Below are 24330 nucleotides of genomic sequence, written 5' to 3'. Positions count from 1 at the left end.
CAAAGCACGAGTTCGGATATCAAGGGTGGGCTCTGCCCACCAAGTTCGCAGATCAGGTACCCTGCGCACCTGATGACATCCGCGGACAAGGGGCTTAAGCCCCTTGTTGGCCCATCGAGCTTGCCGACGACGTCGATTGCGCAACCGCCTGGTGCCTTCTCCGGTTCCCGGCATAGTACAGAATGGGCACGGCGACCCGGCTGATCAAAAGGGACGCCACTTCGCCCGCCATCAGCGAAATCGCCAGCCCCTGAAAGATCGGATCGAAGAGAATCACGCCGGCGCCGACGATCACCGCCCCCGCGGTCAACAACATCGGCCGGAAGCGGATCGCCCCGGCGTCGATCACCGCCTCGGCCAACGGCATCCCTTGATGCAACCGCAGTTCGATGAAATCGACGAGGATGATCGAATTGCGGATCACGATCCCGGCGCCCGCCATGAACCCGATCATCGAGGTGGCGGTGAAAAACGCACCCAACAGGCCGTGCGCCGGGAGAATCCCGATCAGCGAAAACGGTATGGCGGCCATGACGACCAGCGGCGTCAACAACGACTGAAACCACCCCACCATCAGAATGTAGATCAGTATGAGGACCGCCGCGAAAGCCATCCCCAGATCCCGGAATACTTCGATCGTGATGTGCCATTCGCCGTCCCATTTCAGCGCCGGTTCCAGCGTCGTGGACGGTTGTGAGGCATTGAGAACCGAAAGCCGCGCCTGGCTGCCGCCGAACCGGGTCATATCCAGTTGCCGCAGCGTCCGGTTCATATCGCCGATGGCATAGACCGGGCTTTCGCGGACACCGGCGACGTCGCCGATCACATAGGTCACCGGCATGAGGTTCTTGCGGTAGATCGTCTTGTCGACGATCCGCTCATCGACACGGACCAACTCGGAGAGCGGCACCAACGCCGGTCGTGCCGGATCGCCTGTCGACCGGGCCAGGGGCGAACGTACCTGCAAGGCCAGAAGGTCGCTCGGCCCCGTCTTGCGACGGCGCGGCAACTCGACGACCAACGCGATGTCTTCCCGTTCGTCGGCGCGATGACCGATGTCGACCTGCAGTCCGGTGACACCCACCTGCAACGTCTGTGCGATCATCCCGGCGCTGATGCCGTGCATGGCGGCTTTCTCATGATCGACGACGAAGGTCAGCTTGCGCTGATCCTCCTCCTCATAGGCGTCGATGTCGACGACTCCCGGCGTGGAAGCGAATATCCCTCGCACGGCGCGCGCCAGTTGTGTTCGTGACGAATCGGTCGGACCGTAGATTTCCGCCACCAGGGTCTGCAAGACCGGCGGGCCCGGTGGGACCTCGGCCAGTGCCACCCGGGCGCGATAGCGACCGGCGATGGCATCGACCCGGGGTCGCACGCGCTTGACGATGTCGTGACTCTGATCCGAACGCTCGCCCTTGGGCAAGAGATTGACCTGGATGTCGGCCACGTGGGCGCCGCGACGCAGAAAGTAGTGCCGCACGAGGCCGTTGAAGTTGAATGGCGCCGACGTCCCGGCATAGATTTGATAGTTTGTCACTTCCGGCTCGACCCGGACCGCGGCGGCGATCTCGCGCGCCGCCTGGGTCGTCCGCTCCAGCGAACTCCCCTCCGGCATATTGATCACAATCTGAAATTCGTTCTTGTTGTCGAAGGGGAGCATCTTGACCTGCACCCATCCGATCGCCACCAATCCCATGGCCCCCATGAGGGCCAGCGTGATCACCAGCAGGAACATCTGCCGCGCCCGCGTTCGGTGGATCAATCGCCCCATCAGCTTGCGATAGACGCGGGTCGTCCATGCTTCCCGGTCGCCTCCATGCCCGCCGAGGGGGGACTTGCCGGATTTCCAGCGCAACACCCGCACCGCCGCCCAAGGGGTCACGATAAAGGCCACAATCAGTGAAAAGAGCATCGCCGCGGTCGCGCCGATCGGAATCGGCCGCATGTACGGCCCCATCAATCCACCCACGAAGGCCATCGGGAAGACGGCGGCGATCACCGCCCAAGTCGCCAGGATCGTGGGATTGCCGACCTCCGACACCGCCTCGACCGCGATCGCTCCCCATGACCGGCGCTGCTCGGCCGGCAGATGCAGATGGCGCGTGATGTTCTCGACCACGACGATGGCGTCGTCCACGAGAATTCCGATCGAGAAGATCAGGGCAAAGAGCGTGATCCGATTCAGCGTGAAGCCGGTGAGGTAGAAGACCAGAAGTGTCAGGGCCAGCGTCGACGGGATCGCCAACGCGATGATGATCGCCTCCCGCCATCCCAGACTCAGCCAGATCAGCACCGCGACGCTGACGACGGCGATCATCATGTGCCACAACAGTTCGTTGGACTTCTCGTCGGCGGTCTCGCCGTAGTGGCGGGTGATCGTCATCGTGACATCAGACGGGACCACCCGGCCGCGCAGATGCTCGATCTTGGCGAGAACGCGGTGAGCCACCTGAATGGCGTTGGTCCCCGGACGCTTGGCGATCGACAGCGTCACCGCGGCTTCTTCCTCCTGCGCAGGACCGTCGGCCGCGCCCCTGCCGAAGAGAACGACCTGCGCCAACTCCTCGGCACCATCGACCACCTGCGCCACGTCGCGCAGGTAGACCGGGGACCCGTTGGACACGCCGAGAACCACCTGCTCCAGATCGGCCGCCTCGCGGAGGAAACCACCGGTCTCGACCACGATTTCCGCATCCGAACGAATCAGCGCCCCGGCCTTCGACTGCCGATTGGCCTGCTGCAAAATCGGGATCACCGCTACAGCGTCGAGGTTCCGCGCCGCCAATGCCCCAGGGTCGAGTTGCACGCGGAACTGCCGCCGCAGGCCGCCGATGATGACCGTCTCGGAGACATCCTTCACCTGTTTGACTTGATCCTCGATCTCCGCCACCACTCGTCGCAACGCGTAGTGATCCGCCGTGGCGCTGTGGAACGTCAACGCCAGGATCGGCACATCATCGATCGACCGCGGCTTGAGCAGCGGGAACGACACGCCCGGCGGAATCCGATCGAAGTTTGACTGCAGCTTCTGGTTCAGCTTGACCAGACTGCGTTCCACGTCCTGGCCCACCAGATAGCGAACGATGACCAGCGACTGTTCCGGTTGCGAGATCGAGTAGACATACTCGACGCCGGGGATTTCCCAGATCAGCTTTTCCATCGGGGCGGTGACACGGTCGGCCACTTCCCCGGCGGAGAATCCGGGCACCCGGACGAGCACGTCGATCATCGGCACGCGGATCTGCGGCTCCTCCTCGCGGGGCAAAAGCACAACCGCGAGCGCCCCGAGAAGAACCGAGGCGATGATCAGAAGCGGCGTCAGCTTCGAATCGATGAACGTCCGCGCGAAGGCGCCGGCCAACCCCTGTGACTCCCGGGAACGGGAATGGCGCGACGTCACGATGGCTCCTCAATCGCGTCGCCGTCGGACAGACCGGCGGGGGGGTTCACGATCACGCGTTCCCCGTCCCGCAATCCGGCGAGCACTTCGATCTGATCCGTCGATCGCCGACCGGTGCGAACAAATCGTAGTCCGGCCCGATGTTCGTCGCTCGCCACGTACACGAGTTCCAATTGCCCGCGACGCACGAGCGCCGACAGCGGGATCGACGCCACCGCTTCCTCGCCCGTGGGGAGGAGCAGATGCCCGTACTGTCCGGCCCGCAGACCGGACGGATCGGGAAGCGCCAGCTTGACCACGAACGTCCGGCTGCCGGGATCGGCACTCGGCGACAACTCGTCGACAACCGCCGAGTACTCGACGGCGGCGACGGGCACGGAGACGCGAAGCGATTCGCCGAGATTGACGCGTCCGCGATATGCCTCCGGCACGGCGGCGACAAACTGCAGCGACGCCCCATCTTCCAGGGTGAAGAGCGGGCGACCGGGCACGGCCAGGTCGCCGACATTGACCGCGCGGTCTATGATGGTGCCGGAGAACGGAGCCGTGATCTGCGCATAACTCAACATCGCCTCGGCCTCCGCCCAAGAGGCCTCCGCGACCTCCTGGCGCGCCTTGACGCCGTCATACTCCTGCCGGGTGACGGCACCACCGGCCAGTAGAGTCTCGTAGCGCGCGAAATCTTGCGCCGCCTGCTCCCGCAGCGCCTGTGCCTGCGTCAACCGGGCCCGAATCTCGCGCGTGTCCAATTCGGCCAACAGTTCGCCGCGCTGGACCCGCGTGCCGATGGCGACGCCGATTCGCTCCACGCGCGCCTGTACCTTGGTTTCGATGTCGGCGCGATGACGCGCCGCGACCGTTCCCGCCTGCTCCACATGCTGCGTTCGCGGTGATCGACCAACCACGGACACCATAACCTTGCGCGCGGGATGGTCCTGTCCTCCTCCGGCCGAGGGCGTCGAGTGCCGGCATCCTCCGCCCAGCAACACGGCGGACACGAAGAATGGGAGGAAGAACCGAAGTGAGTAGATTTCTCTCATCATTGTGAAACTCCATCCTTAACCAACTGCATCCACCAATTCGATCAGGTCAACTACAAGTCACTTCCCCTCTCCCCACAGGGGAGAGGGCGGGGTGAGGGGTGCTGCCGCCTCGGATACACCGATGTTCCATCCGGCATCCATCGCCTCTTGCGCTCTGCCGCAGATCTCCGTAGGTCAGAAGCCCTGCGCTCCTGACGGGCGGGCCGATTCCCCCTCTGCGACTTGCGGTCCGTCCTCCGTTCGGTCCGTGGGCCGTCCCGCCGCCCGCCATTCCGGGAGTCCGTCAATCAGACGGCGCGCCCGAATGCCGTGACGACGCAAGAGCTCCACCGCCTCCACCGAGAGAAGACAATAGGGGCCGCGACAGTAGGCGACCACCTCACGATCGCTCGGAACCTCACCGAGACGCTGGGGCAATTCTCCCAGAGGAATCGACAGCGCCCCGGAAATATGACCGGCCTCGTATTCCCACAAGGGACGTACGTCGATGACGACGGCGTCTCCCGACTCGACCCGCTTCACCAACTCATCGTGCTCCACCGATTCGAACGTGTCACGTTCGTCAATGAAAGAACGGACTAACTCGCGCGCCTCGGCCGAGACATCGATGGCCAACGCGCGCAACGCGCGCCAAAAGGCCGCCACCTGCTCGCCCGCAATGGAGTAATGGACATACAGCCCCTCCTTGCGGGACTCCACCAGACCGGCTTCGCGCAAGGCGTGCAGATGCTGGGAGACATTGGAGACTGTCGTCCCGATCTCTCCGGCAAGGAGTTCGACTGTCCGTTCACCTTGTGACAGCAGATCGAGAATCTCCAAGCGGCGGGGATTGGCGACCGCCTGGCCGACGCGGGCGAATTGACGGTAAAGATCCGTCTTGTACCGAGTGGATGATCGGTTGGCGGCCATACTTCATTAGTTAAGCGAATACTGTAATAATCTCAAGCAGAAATACGAGGAGCGCAGAAGGTTGTTTGTTGATTCTTGGGATAATTGTATAATTTATTGTACTGCAATGTCTTAATTGACTACCCCTGCGGTATCCCACGGCCCAGACGTCATCGGTCAGGTGGTTGACAGCAGTGACACGCCCTCAGAATCCTGATTTGACTTTGCAATTCATCATCAGAACCACAATTGCCCCCGATCACGCCGGGAGACGGTCACTCCTCCGTTCGCGACCAGGTCGTCTGCGAATCCGGTCTTGAAAACTCGTTATGGCTCTTGACATTGTGACAGGTCATGGCGTTCATCCGTCGCTCGGGCTCGCGCCACAGCGCCAACCTCATCGTAGCTCTTTGAACCTCCGGCGATTCGGTGCCCGAGTCTCCATGACGAAATGCTCGGCATGGATCCCAATACCGACCCTCAGCACGACCAGAATAGCGTTGATTCTCCCCCCCGCGAGGCATCGCGATGGGGGAATCCTGTCCCGTACAGAGCCTTAACCGGGAAATCACTTGACTTTGGTCAAGGGTCTTATTCATTTGCACGTAGAGGATCCGTTGCGGCTGCCGTCAGCGGCGTATCCGCGCTGATCCCAAGTCATATCACTTGTTCTTCTTGTACGGCAGTTTGTCAGACACAAGACTGGGCTGAGGCGTTGCGTGACGACGCTTGAGGAACGCAAGCCGCGCTCAGACAGGGGGGCAGACACGAACGCTGTTTGTCTCCGTTTCACTGTCAACCGTGGTATGGACATGTAGTATGAGCGAGTGAGAAAGGCCTTTTACATGAAAACGCTGTTCATCTTCCTCGCGCGGGGGCGTGGTCTGTCCCGTCGCGCATGTTGCCTTCGTGCACTGTCCACGGTTCTCCCTCTGCTGCTCGTCATCAACGTTCTCGCGCCTCCGGCGGCGTGGACGGCGGGACCCGGGCGCATCAATCTCGGCACCGACGACGACCCCTATTTCGTCGAGGACAGTCTGACCGCTGAGGCCCTCAAGGCCTCGGCGCTCTCGCCGTCGCCGGCGTCGATCGCCGCCAATGTCGTGCGGTTGGGGAGTTGGACGACCGGCCTGACGCACACCGCGGGTGTCGGCAGCAGTCGGCTTCTGATCTTCGCGGTCGGATACGAGAACGGAAGTGACGTTGGCGTCAACGCCGTCAGTTACGGCGGTCAGTCCCTGACACGCATCGGCGGCGTGGCCGCCGGAACCTCGTCGATTGTCCGCACCGAGTTGTGGTATCTCAAAGAGGCGGGAATCACCGCCGCGGGCACGAACACGTTTACTGTGACCTGGGGCGGCTCGGCGCCGGCGTCGCCGAAGTACGGCGCGTCGACCTACGCCAATGTCAATCAGACGACACCGATCGGCCATTCGGCCGGCACCTCCGTCAACTCCAGTTCCCCGAATCCGATCACCGCGACGCTGAACGTCTTTGCTGGCGGCATGGCGGTCGCCGACGTCTTCTGCGGCAAGACCGGTTCATACACTTGGAACAACGGATACAGCGAAGGTTTCGATCAGTCGGGCAGTTCCAGCAACATGTCGGCGGCCGACCATTCCGAACCGGCCACCGGCACATCGGTTCCCAGCGCCACGCATTCGCCGAGCCCCAATCGGCATGTGCTGTTCGCCGCCTCCCTCGTACCGGAGGAGGCCGCCAGCGCCTTCGATTCGCTGAATATCTCGCAGCTCGACCCAAGCCAGTTCCCGCACATCTGCACCTATGTCGAAGCGCTCGATCAGTTCGGATATCCCGTCGGCGGCCTGACGGCCGACAGCTTCTGCGTGTATCAGGACAACAACCAGATCAACGGGTTCACGGTCCAGCAACTGACGCTCGATTCCTGTCGCACTGCCACTTGCCTGGTGATCGATGTCTCCGGCAGCATGGCCAATGGCGGGAAAATGACGGCGGCCAAGAACGCCGCGGCACAATTCGTGCGCAACATGGACATCTACGACCGCGCCGCGATTGTCAAGTTCTCCACTTGCTACACCGTCGTGCAGAATTTCACCGGGGACACCACGCTGCTGTTGGCCGCGATCAACGGTCTCAGCACGGGCGGATACACGGCGTACTTCGATGGCGTCTGGGCCGGTGTCGGCCTCACCGTGCCCGAGCTGGGCAGCAAGGCGGTCATCCACTTGACCGATGGGATGGAGAACAACAGCCAGAACTGCGGCGGTGGGAGCTCCCCCGATGGCTTGGGGGACGGCTTTGCCGATGATTCGGCGTTGATTGTCAACCTCGCCTTGGGGGCGGGGATTCCGCTTTATGGCATAACATTGGGTGGCAGTTTCGATCCCCAATACGTGCAGAAGCTCTCGTATGCCACCGGCGGCGCCTACTACAATGCTCCGACCGGCGCGCAACTTGATGCGATTTACACGCAGATCAAGACGCGGCTCTGCAGCCGCTATTTGATCTGCTACGACAGCCCCGACACGATCCAAAACGGCGACTGCCATGACGTCATCATCTGCCACCATCTGGGCAGCGGACAGTGCGTCGATTGCGACACCGCCAACTATTGCGAGAAGGCCCCGCCGGTGATCGTGCGCACCCCGGCGACGATCGCGCTCGACAACACCTGCCAGCGCTGGGGCACCACGGTCCAGCTCTGCGCCTACGTCACCGACGAGGACACGCCGCTGAACCAGTTGACGGTGAATCTGTTCTATCGCAACTCCGGCTCGTCGCCGTACACGTCGGTGCCGACCACGCGCACCGACAGCACCTTCTGCGCCTCGGTGCCGGGAAGCCAACTGGTCTGCGGCGGCGACAGCATTCAGTACTACTTCACCGCCTCGGATGGTTCGGTGACCGTGGCCAGCCCGGCGAACGCGCCGACCGGGCATCACGCCTTCCCGATCTGTCCCAACCATGCGCCCGTGTGTAGCGTGCCGAACGATACGACGATCTTCCTGTGCAATCCGACCAGTGTCTGTCTTCCGGTTTCGGGAACAGACCAGGACAACAACCTGGAGGGATGTACCAAGACCGCCGGGCCGGGCACACTGTCCGGTGGCCAGTGGTGCTATACCCCGTCGGGCAGCGAGACCGTCGGCGTGACGATCCGCTGCACCGACTCATGCGGACTGTACTGCGAAGACAGTTTCAATGTCACGTTCACCTTCAACGCCACGCCGGTCTGCAACATTCCGAACGACACTACCATCTTCCAGTGTACGCCGACACAAGTGTGTCTGCCGGTCTCGGCGACCGGCAATAACCCCGTCTGCGCCATCACCAGCGGACCGGGGACCCTCTCCGGCGGCAACTGGTGCTATACGCCGACCGGCGACCAGACCGTAACGGTGACGATTCGCTGCACCGACGCCTGCGGCGCCTACTGCGAGAAGACGTTCCATGTCACCTTCGACATCAACGACGCGCCGGTCTGCAACATCCCCAACGATACCGCGTTCTTCCAGTGCACGCCGACACAGGTTTGTCTCCCGGTCTCGGCCACCGACCCCAACGGCAACCTGACCGGATGTGCCATCACCAGCGGACCGGGGACATTGTCGGGTGGGCAATGGTGCTACACACCGTCCGGCGACGAAACCGTCACCGTGACCATCCGCTGCACGGACGCTTGCAGTCTCTATTGCGAGAAGACGTTCCATGTCACCTTCGACATCAACGACGCACCGGTCTGCAACATCCCGAACGACACCGCGTTCTTCCAGTGCACGCCGACACAGGTCTGTCTCCCGGTCTCGGCCTCCGACCCCAACGGCAACCTGACCGGATGTGCCATCACCAGCGGACCCGGTACCCTCTCCGGCGGCAACTGGTGCTACACACCGTCCGGTGACGAGACGGTCACCGTGACGATCCGCTGCACCGACGCCTGCGGCCTCTATTGCGAGAAGACATTCCATGTGACCTTCGATATCAACGACGCGCCGGTCTGCAACATCCCGAACGACACCTCGTTCTTCCAGTGCACGCCGACCCAGGTGTGTCTCCCGGTCTCGGCCACCGATCCCAACGGCAACCTGACCGGATGTGCCATCACCAGCGGACCGGGAATCCTCTCCGGCGGCAACTGGTGCTACACACCGTCCGGTGACGAGACGGTCACGGTGACCATCCGCTGCACGGACGCTTGCAGTCTCTATTGCGAGAAGACGTTCCATGTCACCTTCAACATCAATGACGCACCGGTCTGCAACATCCCGAACGACACCTCGTTCTTCCAGTGCACGCCGACGCAGGTTTGTCTCCCGTTCTCGGCCACCGATCCCAACGGCAACCTGATCGGATGCGCCATCACCAGCGGACCGGGCACCCTCTCCGGCGGCAACTGGTGTTACACGCCGTCCGGCGATGAGACCGTCACCGTCATCATCCGCTGCACCGACGCCTGCGGCGCCTATTGCGAGAAGACCTTCCATGTGACCTTCGATATCAACGACGCGCCGGTCTGCAACATCCCGAACGATACCTCGTTCTTCCAGTGTACGCCGACACAGGTCTGTCTCCCGGTCTCGGCGACCGGCAACAACCCCGTCTGCGCCATCACCAGCGGACCGGGCACCCTCTCCGGGGGCAACTGGTGCTATACACCGACCGGCGACCAGACCGTAACGGTGACGATTCGCTGCACCGATGCCTGCGGCGCCTACTGCGAGAAGACGTTCCATGTCACCTTCGACATCAACGACGCGCCGGTCTGCAACATCCCCAACGATACCGCGTTCTTCCAGTGCACGCCGACCCAGGTGTGTCTCCCGGTCTCCGCCACCGATGTCAACGGCAATCTGACCGGTTGCACGATTACTGGTGGACCGGGAATCCTCTCCGGCGGCAACTGGTGCTACACGCCGACCGGCGATGAGACAGTCACTGTCACTGTTAGGTGCACGGACGCCTGCGGTCTCTATTGCGAGAAGACGTTCCATGTCACCTTCGACATCAACGATCCGCCCACGATCGCGCTGGGCGACGACATCTCGCTGCCGCAGACCATCCCGCAGAATCCCGTCTGCATCACGTACATCCCGAACGACGTCAACGGCATGGCGGGCCTGATCGAATCGCTGGTGAGCGGACCTGCGGGGACGACGATCGACACGGCGCTGAACCAAATCTGCTTCACACCCCCCGGGACGGGGACCTACACGATCGTGGCCCAAGTCGTGGATCCCTGCGGTGCCGGCGACCGCGACACCGTGATGGTGACCATCTACCAGACCGCGCCGCCGAATTGCTTCATTCCCAACGACACGACGGTCGTGCAGTGCACGGCCGCCCAATTGTGCCTGCCGGTCTACGCCACCAGCCAGCATCCGCCGGTCACCTGTGTGATCGAAAACGGGCCGGGGACGCTGTCGGGCGGGCAGTGGTGCTACACACCCTCGGGCGATGAAACCGTCACCGTCGATATCCGCTGCACCGACACACTCGGCGTCAGTTGTCCCGGATCGTTCACGGTCGTCTTCGACATCAACGATCCGCCGGTCTGCAGTGTCCCGAACGACACCACCATCTTTCAATGCGCGCCGACCCAGGTCTGTCTCCCGGTTTCGGCCACCGATCCCAACGGCAATTTGACCGGATGTGCGATCACGAACGGGCCAGGGACGCTCTCCGGCGGCAACTGGTGCTACACGCCGTCCGGCGACGAAACCGTCACCGTGACCGTCCGTTGCACCGATGCCTGCGGTTCATATTGCGAGAAGACCTTCCATGTCACGTTCGACATCAACGCCGCGCCGGTCTGCACCGTGCCGAACGATACCACGATTTTCCAGTGCTCACCGACGCCGGTCTGTCTCCCGGTCTCGGCGACGGATGCCGACGGCAACCTGACCGGGTGCACGATCGTCTCCGGCCCCGGACAACTCAACGGCAACTGGTGCTACACACCGACCGGCGACGAGACCGTGACAGTGACCGTCCGTTGCAGCGACGCCTGCGGGGCCTTCTGCGAGAAGACCTTCAACGTGACGTTTGTCATCAACGACCCGCCGGTCTGCAACGTCCCGAACGACACCACGATCTTCCAGTGCGCGCCCGCGCAGGTCTGCCTCCCGGTCTCGGCGACCGATCCGGACGGCAACCTCACGGGATGCGTCATGACCGGCGGCCCCGGCATTCTCTCCGGCGGCAACTGGTGCTACACGCCGTCCGGTGCCGGCACGGTGACCGTGACGATCCGCTGCACCGATGCCTGTAATGCCTACTGCGAAGGGACATTCCACGTGACCTTCGTCATAGGCCAGCCGCCGCAGATCACCTGCCCCGGGAATCTGGCCGTCCAATGCATCGCAGAAGTGCCGCCGTGCAACCCGAGCGACGCGACTGTAACGGGCGGCACCGGGACTGTGACAGTCACCTGCTCGAGCACCAACAACGGCGCCGCCGGCTGCCCAGGCAGCCCGTTGGTTTACACGTACACCTACACGGCTACCGATTCCTGCGGAGCAACGGCCCAATGTCAACGGACAATCACCGTCATTGACGACACTCCGCCACACGTCGTAGGCACCTGTCCGCGCGACACGACAATCCAGTGCGGCGATCCCATTCCGCCGCCGGCGACGGTAACCGTGGCTGACAACTGTGATCCGAATGTCACGACGACCTTCCTCGAGCAGCCGAATCTCAACGGCTGCGGCGGCAATACCGGAACGATCACCCGCCGGTGGGTCTCGTACGACGTCTGCGGCAACACCAGCGTGTGCATTCAGGTGATCACGATCGTCGACACGCAGTCGCCGGTGTGCAATCTGCCGACCGAGCCGGTCAACTTCTCCCTCTGCGAGAATACCGACATCTCGGTTCCGGTCTCGGGCACCGACAACTGCGATGCGTCAGTGATGTGCTGGAATACCTCCAGTTACGGTACCGTGGTCAACGGCTCCTGGGTCTACAGAGCTTGGAGGACTGAATCGTTCACAGTCACGATCCGCTGCGCCGACGAGTGCGGCAACACCTGCCAGAGCAGCTTCAATGTCAATATCCAGATGAATGACCCGCCGACCATCGCCTTCGGGTCTGACCAGTCGGTCTTCCAGTGCGCGCCGGAGCAGATCTGCGCGACGTACACGGTGAGTGACCCGAACGGGATGAGCGGGCTGATCGAGGCGCTGGTGTCGGGGCCAGCCGGCGCCACGATTGACACCGCCGCCAACAAGGTCTGCTTCACGCCGTCCGGGACGGGTGCCTACACAATCATCGCGCGCATCACCGACACCTGTGGCGCCGCCGATCAGGACATGATCGTCTATCAGGTGACGATCAACACGCCACCCACGATTTCGTTGGGCAACGATACGACGGTGTCCCAATGCGCCCCCGCGTCGATCTGCAAATCGTACACGGTGGTCGACCCGAACAATGGTCCGTTGTTCGAGTTCTTGGTCGCGGGTCCACCCGGAGCGACGATCAACACCGATGCCAACCTGGTCTGCTTCACTCCGGCCGGCTCCGGCGTGTATACAATCATCGTCAAGGTGACCGATTCCTGCGCCGCCTCGGACTACGACACAGTCAACGTCACGGTCGCGCTGAATACGCCGCCGACGTGCCTGGTCCCCAACGACACGACCGTCTTCCAGTGCTCACCGACGCAGCTTTGCCTGCCGGTCGGCGGCAGCGATCCCGAGGGCGGCCCGGTGACCTGCCAGAAGATCAACGGTCCCGGCCAACTGGCCGGCGGCATGTGGTGCTACACGCCGACGACGGAGCAGACGGTGACCGTGACGGTCCGCTGCACCGACACCTGCGGCGCCTCGTGTGAGAAGTCGTTCAATGTCACCTTCGACGTCAACAGCCCGCCGGTGTGCAATGTCCCCGGCGACATGACGATCCGTCAGAACTGTGTCCCGCAAGAGGTACAACTGCCGGTCGGCGGCAGCGACGTCGACGGCAATTTCACCGGTTGTCAGATCGTCAGCGGCCCCGGGATGTTGAGCAACGGCAAGTGGATCTACACGCCCGCCGGTGACGGCCAGGTTTGCGTCACGATTCGTTGCTCCGATGCCTGCGGTGCCTCATGCGAAAAGTCGTTCTGTGTGACGTTCCTGATCGATGAGGACAACTGCGGCTGCCGCATCATCGTCTCGCTGGGCGACAATGACGGCACGATTCAGACGCTCAACGGCCAGCGCGTCAGCATACCGGTCAACTTCGACAGTCTCTTCACCGACATCGGCGGCTTCGACCTGTTGATCTGCTACGATCCCAGCGTGCTGGTCTTTCTGGGAGCCGACAAGGGGCACGTCATCGACTCCCTCCAGTGGGAGTACTTCACCTATCGCTACGGCGCCCAGGGCAATTGCACCGGCGGATGCCCGTCGGGCTATCTCCGCCTCGTGGGCATCGCCAACCTGGACAACGGCGTTACGCCCCCGGAGGGCGCCTATCATCCGATCGGGGCGATCGCCACGCTCACGTTCGACGTCTCCTCGGATCGCAACCTGATCAACCAATGCGTGCCGATCAACTTCTGCTGGTTTGACTGCACGGACAACGTGATCTCCAGCCGGTCCGGCGACACGACGTTCGTGGAAAGCCACATGGCGATCGACACGTGCCTGTCCAACGCCAAGGAGAATCCCGTCCCGGCCATCTGTTTCATCGGCGGGTGGATCTGTATCATCGAGCCGCCCGATGACCGCGGTGATATGAACCTCAACGGCATCGCCAACGAGGTCGGCGACGCCGTGTTGTTCACCAACTACTTCATCTACGGCGATGGGGTGTGGTCGGACGTCTGCGACGATGACGACCCGCCGAACTGCTACAAAGACGTCCAGATCCTGGCCTCCGACGTCAACGACGACGGCATCGTGTTGACCGTGGCCGACCTGATCTACATGATTCGCATCATCACCGGCGATGCCCAGCCCTATCCACCGGGCGGCCATCCGAAAGCGGCCACCGGCACAGTCGCGGACGTCCGCTATTCGATCGAGAACGGCATGCTCCGGGTGACCACAAACTCTCCGGTTGAGATCGGCGGCGCGCATCTGGTCTTCCACTACTCCGATCTCGATCTCGGCACTCCGACGTTGTCCGGCGCCGCTGCCGCGATGGCCATGAAATCGAACAGCACCGCCGACGAGCTGCGCATCATCGCCTACCCGTGGGAGCGGGGCGTCCACTTGTCCGCCGGCACGCACGAGCTGCTCAGCATCCCGGTGACCGGAGGTGGCCGCATCGATCTCACCACGGCAGAATTGTCGGATGCCTCCGGCGCCGTCTTGCCGGTGCGCATGGCCGCACGGTTCGTGCCGACGGAGTTCGCGCTCCAGCAGAACTACCCGAACCCGTTCAACGCCGGCACGGTGATCACCTTCGATTTGAAGGATGAAGCCGACTGGACTCTGGCGATCTACAACGTCCTCGGTCAGCAGGTCCGCGAGTTCAATGGACACGAGCCTGCCGGACGCGTGGCGGTGACTTGGGACGGAACCGATCGCTCCGGCCATGCGGCGGCTTCCGGCATCTACTTCTACCGGCTGCACGCCGCGTCCTTCACGGCGACGAAGAAGATGATGCTGGTGAAGTAGTCCTCTCTCCAATCGAGACCAACAGCCCCGCCCGGAGGATCTTCCGGGCGGGGCTTTTTCATGCGACCCTGTACGCGAGCTTGTCGAGAGAGGCAATCAATGCCATCGTAGAATCGGCTTCACGATCCCTCAGGTGTGCGGTCGCTCTTGGTCATTGCGCCGGAGGAAGAAGAACCGGGGGGAGTCTTACGACTCCCCCCGCTCACAAACGTGCTGTTCTTGAGCGTCAGACCAGCCCCTGATCCATGATGGCATTCGCCACTTTGATGAAGCCCGCGATGTTGGCGCCGAGCATGTAGTTCTCGGGCTGGCCATACTCCTCGGCGGTCGTCCGACAGGCGTGATGGATCGACTTCATGATACCGTGCAGGCGATTGTCCACTTCCTCGCGCGTCCAGGACAGGCGCATGCTGTTCTGCGACATCTCCAGTCCCGAGGTCGCCACGCCGCCGGCGTTGGCGGCCTTGCCGAGGCCGTACAGCACCCTGTTCTGCTGGAAGACTTCGATGCCCTCGGGCGTCGTCGGCATGTTCGCGCCCTCAGAGACGCAGGTGCACCCGTTCTTCACCAGCATCTTGGCGTCCTCGCCGGAGACCTCGTTCTCCGTGGCGCAGGGCAACGCGATGTCGCATGGGACAAACCACGGGCGCTTGCCTTCATGGTATTCGCATTTGTACTTGTCGGCGTACTCTTTGATGCGTCCCCGCTTCACGTTCTTCAGTTCCATCAGGAACACCCACTTCTCGGCGTCGACGCCGTTCTTGTCATAGACGGTCCCATTGGAGTCCGACAACGTGATCACCCTGGCGCCCAGTTGACGGGCCTTCTCGGCCGCATACTGCGACACGTTGCCCGAACCGGAGATCGCGACGGTCTTGCCCTGGAACGATTGCCCGCGCGTCTTCAGCATCTCTTCGGCGAAGTACACGCAGCCATACCCGGTGGCCTCGGGACGAATCAGCGACCCGCCCCAGTTGAGCCCCTTGCCGGTCAGGACGCCCTCGAAGGAGTGCGTCAGCTTCTTGTACTGTCCGAACAGATAACCGATCTCCCGACCGCCCACGCCGATGTCCCCGGCAGGCACGTCGATGTCGGCGCCGATGTGGCGATAGAGCTCATTCATGAACGCCTGGCAGAACCGCATCACTTCGTAGTCCGACTTCCCCTTGGGATCGAAGTCGCTGCCGCCCTTGCCGCCGCCCATGGGAAGCGTCGTCAGACTGTTCTTCAGTATCTGCTCGAACCCGAGGAATTTCAGCTTGCTGAGATTGACGCTCGGGTGAAAACGCAATCCGCCTTTGTAGGGACCGATGGCGTTGTTGAACTCCACGCGGTAGGCACGGTTGACGTGAATCTCACCCTTGTCATCCTGCCAGGTGACACGGAAGATGAACACGCGATCCGGCTCCGACATGCGTTCGAGGATCTTCGCCTCGAGATACTCGGGATGCCGTTGCAGGCACAACGACAGGGAATCGACCACTTCCCGCACCGCCTGGTGAAACTCCGGCTGGTTCGGATGAGTCGCCGTCAAGTTCGCCATGAACTTGTCGGCAAACTCCTTGGGATTGAACGCGGACATGCAGACCTCCTTGAATCATGACATAATGTGATGTGAAACGACTATCCCATGCAGGCGAACTGGTACAACGGGGCATTGCAGGTCACTGCGCGGACACCAACTCTCTCCGGACAAGTCAACCGACGCCGGGTCGTTCGGATGGCTGGGAGCGTTTCTGTCCGTCATGTGACAGATTTCCCGACCCAAGCCGTCGCCCACCATGTACCGGCCGCCGCCCCAAGTCAAGGCGGATCACCGAACGCGCGTCCATTTTGACACTTATTGATCCTTACATTGCCAAATGGAACAGCGTCCGTAGGTCAGGAGCCCTGTGCTCCTGACGAGCTCTTATTTCATTCATTTGGCAATCCTCAGCAAACGATCTTTTCATGGTCGACGGGCGGCGCGGAACAACCCGCGATGAGACCGTCGACCGACAGAAGACGCGCAATCACATGATGCGCTGTCGGCTGCCGTGTCTTCTACGTTCGTCCTTCGGAGTCCGGATCGAATGTGCCGACAAAAACCGTGTGATACCTGACAAAAACCCACTTGGCACAGACTGGGACACGTGGCCTCGGCGACGACCGCGCCCACCGGCAAACAAGGGGCGTAAGCCCCTTGTTCACCGTCGCTGGAGTGGGATCTATCGATTGCGAAACCGTGCCGATCCTCAAGCAACCCGAGGATACGCGAGTCTACCGGGCGCTGACGAATTGACGGGCGAAGGCGGCCGATGAGAGCTTCGATCCGGTCGCCCGCGCGATCATCTCATTCCAGGGATGGCGGGCCCCCGGACGGTAGACTGTGTCCATGAAGAACCGGCCGATCCGCGGGTCATTCGCGAAGCTCGCACTGTGCGGATCGTTGCGACCCAGCACGTTTTGACGCAACGTCTCGGCGAACTGCGCCGCCAGCAGTTCTCCCATCAGGTAGCTGTGATAGTAGACCGGCGATGTGGCGATGTGAATCTTCGATGCCCAGTCCGGTTGATTCCGTCCCGCCGGACGGGTCAGCAGTTGATACTTCTCGACCAAGTCCCACCACAGCGTGTTGAGGTCCTGCTCCGGATTCCCGTACAACCCGCGCTCGAAATGCAGCATGACCTGCGACCAGCGGCTGAAGATCAGCTTCTCGGCGCGCATCGACTGGGCACACGCCTTGGCCACCCGGTCGACATCCGCCTTCTGCGCGCCGGTCTCATCGATCAACCATTGGGGATTCCCCGCCAGTGAGCCGAAAAAGAGCGCCACCGCCTCGGTGGTCAGCGAATGCGCGGCGTCCCGCAGAAGCCAGGGGAGCGACGGATCATTGTAATACGAGTAGGTCGCATGACCCAGCTCGTGCTGGAGCGTGTTCATCCAGTTGTAATCGGGACGAATGTTGCAGACGATGCGCGCGTCCCCTTCGCGATCGATGTCGGTGCTGTAGGCGTGCTGGTATTTCCCCGGCTTCTCATAGAGATCGCTGTGGGCGAGGATCGTGTCCACCGGCATGCCGATTCCAGCGAAGTACGCCTTGGCGATCGCCACCGGGTCCTTTCCGGTGAAGAACCCATCCAGATTCACATCGTAGACTGACAATGCCTCCTGGAAGAACCGGTTCTGATAATGCCAGGGTCGCAGTTGGTCGCGGGGGATGCCCAGACGAACCGAGAGCACCGAGTCGATCTGGGCCTTCAACTCGATGAAGGCGCCGCGCGTCAGGCTGTCCAACTCAACGAACAGCCGCTCCAGCTCCTCCGGCTCGATCTCGGTGAGCTTCAGTTGCATCTCGTAGAAATCGGCGAAGCCGACCGAACGGGCGGCTTGGTTGCGCAGCCGGGCCAACTGACGCAGATCCGCCTCCACCACCCCACCGATCGCCTTGCTCGCCGTCCAGACCGCTTCCAGCTCACGGGAATCGGTCGACGCGCGCAGGATGCTGTCCACCGTGTTGTCCGAGAGCTTCCGCCCGCCCACGTCGGCGCGATAGGTGTTGAACTTCTGCTCGATGCTGGTCTCCAGCGCCGTGATTTGCTCCAACAACGTCCCAGCGATCTGGTTGCCCATGTACCCGAGGTACAGGAGTTCCAACTGGCGACGCAGCAGGGAATCGGTGACCTGTCCCCCGTCGCGGAACGCCTTGATCCGCGCGAAGGCGGCCGTATCGGAATGCAGGCGACGGTATTCGAGCTCCAGTGCATTGTATCTCTCGTAGGCGCTGTCGGCGCCCGAAGTCGACGCAATGAAGTATGCCAGACTGCTGGCGCGACTCAGCGGGATGGCCTTCGCCTCGTATTCGGCCAGAAACGTCTTGAAATCGTCCTGTGTCACTCCCGTTCCCATGGCGTGGATCGCCGATACGACCACCACAACAACGCCAACTCCTACTGCCAAAGCCACTCGACGCATCTCTCCTCCATTCTCCCCGGCCTGCCTCTCTGGGCAGATACAGCCTATTAATCACACCATATCATCCATCCCGGTCAACCGCAATCGTGCCGCGCCTGACATCATGTTGATTTCCGCAACGCCCCGGCAGCGTTGACTTCCCCAACACTCGGGTGGCACGCACAGGCCCTTCGACGCCGCATGTCGAAGGGCTTGTGCGTGGGATTCCAGCAGGGGCTGTCCCAAAAGGCCCTAACGGGCGACCGACCGCCTTGTCGGTGCGCGCCACCCGCCCTCGGGGGGCGCATGTATGCAAAAAGCTACGCGACGCGGGGGCGCATGGCGTGCACTCTCTAAACTTGGGTCTTTGGAGCGTCTATGAGAATGAGAAGCTCAAGGTACGTCGGGGGTTTCGGCATGTGTAATGCGCCGCTGACGACCCCTCACCCCTTCGACTTCGCTCAGGGCAAGCCTCCCCTCTCCCCAGAGGGGAGAGGGGAAGAATCTGATCCCCCTCTCCCTTCCGGGGAGAGGGATGGGGTGAGGGTCCTGGAATGCTCCGTTCATATTGTTAGGAGGCTGCTGAAAAACTCAGGAAATGCGGATCGACCCCACCATTGTCATCCTGAGCGAAGCGAAGGATCTGCTGTTTCTCCCTATGAGAACAACAGCGGATTCTTCGCCCCGCCAGAGAGCGGCGGGGCTCAGAATGACATGGATTGGCCTTTTTCAGCATCCAATTAGACGCTCTCAAGGCTTGTTGAATACTGCCAGAAGGCACAATCGCCCTCGACATTTCCCGACCCGGTCAACACCCCCTTGCCGCCGCCGTTGATTCTCCGTATCTCTATCTCGACGCCGTGGCCGCCAGGCCCTGTATCCGGACGACCAACGATGTCCCCTCTCCTCGACCTGCTGGCAGCAAACAACCTCCTGCTCTTGTTCACGGTCATTGGGTTGGGATATCTGATCGGCAACATCCGTATTCACGGCTTCAAGCTGGGCGTGGCGGCATTGCTGTTCGTCGGCATCGCTTTCTCCGCCGTCGATCCGCGATTGGTCCTGCCGGAGCACATCTACGTCATCGGTCTGGTGTTGTTTGTCTATGCCATCGGCCTGCAGGCCGGGCCGGGGTTCTTCGCCTCGTTCCAGAAACGCGGGCTCGGCGTCAGCACGATGGCTGTCCTGATCCTACTGGGCGGCGCCGTCGTGGCCGGATTGACCGGCCGCCTCTTGGGATTGTCGGCGGCCGCGACCGCCGGTCTGTTCTGCGGCTCGCTCACCAACACACCGGCGTTGGCCGCCGCGGTGGAGGCGATCAAGAACATGTCCCCGGCGCTGCCGCCGGACCAACTCGATTTGCTGCTGAACAGCCCGGTGGTGACCTATGGCTTGGCCTATCCGCTCGGCGTGTTGGCCGCCATTCTCTGGATGTTCATCTTCGCACGGGTGTTCAAGATCGATTTCGCCCGCGAGACCGCCGAACGCGCCCATGAAGCCGAGGCCGATGCGGTCACCAGCCGCACGTACCGCATCACCAATCCCGCCGTGATCGGACGCACCGCCGATCAATTCCTGGCCGCGCTGGAGAATCCCAATTTCGTCCTCAGCCGGATCAAGAAGGGTGACACCGTCCAAGTCGTCGAGCCGGATACTATTCTGGGGGCGTGTGATTCACTTGTGGTGGTCGGTCCGGCCCGGGCGCTCAAGACCGTCCACCTCTTTCTCGGCGAAGAATCGACGGAGCGTGTCGCCGAACGGCGGGACGACACGGCCTACCGCTGGTACTTCGTCTCCACTCCGGCGGTCGTCGGCACCGCTGTGGGGGAACTGCGACGGCGCCGCGCCTATGTCGGCACGATCACCCGTCTCCGCCGCGGCGACGCCGAATTCGTTCCCTTGCCGGCCACAACACTTGAGATGGGCGACCGCATTCTGGTGGTCTCGCCCCGCCAGGAGGTCGACCGCATCACCGCCTTCTTCGGCGATTCGCTCCGATCCTTGTCCGAGACCGATTATCTATCGTTGTCTTTGGGCATCGTTTTGGGCGTTTTTGTCGGTATGGCGCCGATCCCGCTGCCGAACGGCACCACCTTCCGGCTCGGCTTTGCCGGCGGTCCACTGATCGTCGGCTTGATTCTTGGGCGCCTGGAGCGCACCGGCCCGATCCAATGGGGACTGCCGTTCAATGCCAATCTCGTCTTGCGCCAGATCGGTCTGGTCTTCTTTCTGGCGGCCATCGGCACCAAGGCGGGACGGGGGCTCGGGGCCACGATCCAGACCGGCGCGTTCGGCATGGTGATCGCCGCCGTCCTCATCGCCTCGTTTGTCGCGGTCGGGACCCTGTTGTTCGCCCATCGGCGCCTGAAACTGCCGATGTCCGCGGCGATGGGAATCCTCTCCGGCGTTCAGACCCAGCCGGCCTGTTTGGCCTACGCCAATCAGCAGGCGCAGAACGACCTGCCGAATCTCTGGTATGCCGCCGTGCAACCGGCCTCGATGATCGCCAAGATCATCCTCGCCCAGATCATTGTCACGACACTGTTGTTATAACCATCCAACGCCGAGGTCCGATCACATGACAACCGAGGACAATCGCCATCCCCGCGGGTTCTGGTTCATCTTCTGGGGCGAGCTGGCGGAGCGTGCCTGCTTCTATGGCATGAGGACTCTGCTTCTGCTCTATATGGTCCAGAAGCTGGGCTATAGCGACGCCAACAGCGCCACCGTCGCCTCCCTGTTCACCGCCTCCTGTTACATCCTGCCGCTCGTCGGCGGGTACATCGCCGATCGCTGGCTGGGAAAGTTCAAGACAATCATCTACTTTGCGATCCCCTACCTGATCGGACAGATCATCCTCGGCACCTGGTCGACCGAAGTCGGGCTCTATGTCGCTCTGTTCCTTCTCGCCGGTGGCTCCGGATCGATCAAGCCGAACATCAGCACGCTGATGGGCCTGATGTATCAAGAGCAGGGCAAGAGCCACCTCCTCTCGCAGGCCTTCTCCTGGTTCTACATGGCAATCAACATCGGCGCCGCCTCCACGACCCTGACGTTGCCCTTCATCCGCGATCACTACGGGTACCGCACCGCGTTCATGGCGCCGACGGTGCTCATGGCGGTGGCATTGGCAGTCTTCTACCTCGGCAAGAAACACTACCCGAAAGAAGTGATCCGTCGCGGCGCCCGTGCCGAGAAGACGCCCCAGCAGCGTCATGAGGAGCGCACGACTCTCGTGCGCCTCTCCGGCTTGTTCGTGCTCGTGATCTTCTTCTGGTCGGTGTTCGATCAGTCGTACTCGACCTGGACCTTGTTCGCGCGCGACTACATGGTGCTCGACACGGCCTTCGGCCGCATCGCGCCCGATGCCATCCAGGGGATCAACCCAATCCTGATCATCGCCCTCACCCCGCTGTTCGCCTGGCTCTGGTCCCGGACCGACCGGAGTGAGACGGTCCGGCTGTCGTCGCCGAAGAAGATGCTCATCGGCTTCTTCCTGGTGATCCTCTGCATGGGGACGATGGCGACCGCCGGCTTCATCTCCGCCACGACCAAGGTGTCGATCCTGTGGGAGGTCGGCGCCTACATTCTGATGACGATGGCGGAATTGTGCATCTCCGTGATCGGTCTCCAGTTGGCCTTCGAGGAGGCCCCCAATCACATGAAGTCGTTGATCACCGGTGTCTGGCTGTTCACGATCTTCGCAGGCGATGTCCTGGCCGGCTTCTTCTCCCGCCTGTACACGCAGACGACACCGGGCATGTACTTCAGCGGGCTGACCATCATGATCGTGATCGTGACCGTGCTCTTTGCCTATGTCGGGCGGCGCTTCGAGCACAAGAAGACGGCGTCGGCCTGACATGAGATGACGTCCCAATGCGTGCCGCCGGCATCGGCGGCCCAGAGGTGAATGTGAACCCCATGATCAAACCCCCGCCCGGCGGAGCGCGTGAATCGCATGGTCCCGACGAATGCCCGTTCTCGTCGTTTGCCCTGCACGCCGATCTATTGCGCGGCGTGGCGGAAATGGGCTTCACGCATCCGACGCCGATTCAGCGGGATGCCATCCCGCCGGCGTTGGCGGGGCACGACATTCTGGCCTGCGCCATGACCGGCTCCGGCAAGACGGCCGCCTTTGTGCTGCCCATTCTCCACCAACTCCTGGGGAAACGGCGCCACACCACCCGCGCGCTGATCCTGACGCCGACGCGGGAGTTGGCGGCGCAGATCGCCGACCATCTGGAATTGCTGGCCACCCACACGCCTCTGTCGGGCGCGCCGGTGTTCGGCGGCGTCGGCATGGGACCACAGGAGCACGCGTTTCGCCGCGGGGTCGACGTGATCGTGGCGACACCGGGACGGCTGCTGGACCATTTCCAGTATCCCTACGCGCGGCTGAAGGGGCTGGAGATCCTCGTTCTGGATGAAGCCGACCGGATGCTCGACATGGGCTTTCTCCCCGACATCCGCCGGGTGCTGGAGCATCTGCCGCCGCGCCGGCAGACGCTGCTCTTTTCGGCGACCCTGCCGCCGCCGATCGTCGCGCTTGCGAAGGAAATGCTGAATCGTCCCGTGGCGATCAACATCGATCGCCAGTCCGCCCCTGCCGTGGGCATCACCCAGGCGGTCTATCCCGTGCGCAAGGAGCTCAAGCCGGTGCTCCTGCTGGAACTGTTGCGCCGCGGTTCGATCCGAAGCGCGCTGGTCTTCACGCGCACCAAGCACCGCGCCAATCGTGTGGCGGAATTCCTCAAGCGGCGCGGCGTCGCCTGTGAACGCATCCACGGCAACCGCAGCCAGGGCCAGCGCACCGAGGCGCTCAACGGATTCAAGCGCGGGCTCTTCCCGGTCCTGGTGGCCACCGACATCGCCGCGCGCGGGATTGACGTCGAGGCATTATCCCACGTCGTGAATTTCGATGTTCCCAGTGTGCCGGATGCCTACATCCACCGGGTGGGACGGACGGCCCGCGCTTCGGCGCTCGGCGATGCCTTCACGTTTGTTTCCGGGGAGGAAGAGGCGGATTTGCGCGCCATCGAGAAGGCGTTGGGAACCCGTCTGCCGCACCTGACACTCGACGGCTTCGACTATTCGGCGAAGCCGTCCGAGAAACTCGAAGTGCCTATCGCCGAACGGATCGCGGCCATCAAGACGCGCCGCGCCGAAGAGCGTGACCGCACCCGGCACAAGGCCGTACGGCGCTCATCCGCGCAGACGCTCCCGCACGCACCAACCAAGACCAAAGCGGTACCGAGAACCAGACCTGCGCCGCCGGTGCCCAAGCCGGAACCGCCCGGAGGCGGCTATGGCCGCCGTTCCCGCCCGACCACGAAGACGACTCCGCCGAGACCCCGACGCCGACGGTGAACACACCGACGCATTGCGTGCACGGACACAGGGGCAGGCGATCCCGAACAACACGCAACGGATCGCATGCCGCGTCCGGCGATGAATGTCGTTCCCACAAACGGAT

General features: G+C 62.5%; 9 protein-coding genes. 4 read left to right on the top strand and 5 right to left on the bottom strand.

Annotation, left to right across the window (positions count from 1 at the left end; translation table 11 throughout):
• Positions 1-94 precede the first annotated feature (94 nt).
• The 3 genes from AB1792_00390 to AB1792_00380 all read right to left on the bottom strand — a co-directional run bounded on the left by AB1792_00390 (position 95) and on the right by AB1792_00380 (position 5355).
• Positions 95-3403: an efflux RND transporter permease subunit gene (locus AB1792_00390; GenBank protein ID MEW5700680.1), complete on the bottom strand. Its 3309-nt coding sequence runs from the start codon at positions 3401-3403 to the stop codon at positions 95-97.
• Complete coding sequence (locus tag AB1792_00385) at positions 3400-4446, bottom strand: efflux RND transporter periplasmic adaptor subunit (GenBank protein ID MEW5700679.1); 1047 nt, start codon at positions 4444-4446, stop codon at positions 3400-3402. Before AB1792_00385 ends, AB1792_00390 begins: the two co-directional genes overlap by 4 nt.
• A gap of 174 nt (positions 4447-4620) precedes the next feature.
• Positions 4621-5355, bottom strand: a complete 735-nt coding sequence (locus AB1792_00380) for a metalloregulator ArsR/SmtB family transcription factor (protein MEW5700678.1) — start codon at positions 5353-5355, stop codon at positions 4621-4623.
• Positions 5356-6179: 824 nt separating this feature from the next.
• Here AB1792_00380 and AB1792_00375 point away from each other — a divergent pair.
• Positions 6180-14924: a VWA domain-containing protein gene (locus tag AB1792_00375; protein MEW5700677.1), complete on the top strand. Its 8745-nt coding sequence runs from the start codon at positions 6180-6182 to the stop codon at positions 14922-14924.
• 226 nt (positions 14925-15150) lie between these two features.
• Here the strand turns inward: AB1792_00375 and gdhA are convergent, their stop codons facing one another.
• Together gdhA and AB1792_00365 are read right to left on the bottom strand one after the other, a co-directional pair.
• Positions 15151-16506 carry an NADP-specific glutamate dehydrogenase gene (gene gdhA, locus AB1792_00370; protein MEW5700676.1) on the bottom strand — a complete coding sequence of 452 codons (1356 nt, stop codon included), beginning with the start codon at positions 16504-16506 and terminating at the stop codon, positions 15151-15153.
• Positions 16507-17183: 677 nt separating this feature from the next.
• Positions 17184-18878 carry a M2 family metallopeptidase gene (locus AB1792_00365; GenBank protein ID MEW5700675.1) on the bottom strand — a complete coding sequence of 565 codons (1695 nt, stop codon included), beginning with the start codon at positions 18876-18878 and terminating at the stop codon, positions 17184-17186.
• 873 nt (positions 18879-19751) lie between these two features.
• On the opposite strand from AB1792_00365, the gene AB1792_00360 reads away from it, so the two are divergent.
• From AB1792_00360 to AB1792_00350, 3 genes are read left to right on the top strand one after another with little or no spacing between them, the layout of a single operon-like run.
• The gene (locus AB1792_00360) at positions 19752-21410 is read left to right on the top strand and encodes an aspartate:alanine exchanger family transporter (protein MEW5700674.1); all 1659 of its coding nucleotides are present in this window, start codon (positions 19752-19754) and stop codon (positions 21408-21410) included.
• 25 nt (positions 21411-21435) lie between these two features.
• Complete coding sequence (locus AB1792_00355) at positions 21436-22716, top strand: oligopeptide:H+ symporter (protein ID MEW5700673.1); 1281 nt, start codon at positions 21436-21438, stop codon at positions 22714-22716.
• Positions 22717-22733: 17 nt separating this feature from the next.
• Positions 22734-24224 (top strand): DEAD/DEAH box helicase, encoded by a 1491-nt coding sequence (locus tag AB1792_00350; protein ID MEW5700672.1) that lies wholly within the window; start codon positions 22734-22736, stop codon positions 24222-24224.
• Positions 24225-24330 lie beyond the last annotated feature (106 nt).

This window comes from Candidatus Zixiibacteriota bacterium (genome assembly GCA_040752595.1).
Taxonomy (GTDB): Bacteria; Zixibacteria; MSB-5A5; order WJJR01; family WJJR01; genus JACQFV01.
The sequence above is the reverse complement of the archived record's forward strand: the minus strand, read 5'-3'. Positions and strand labels throughout refer to the sequence as shown.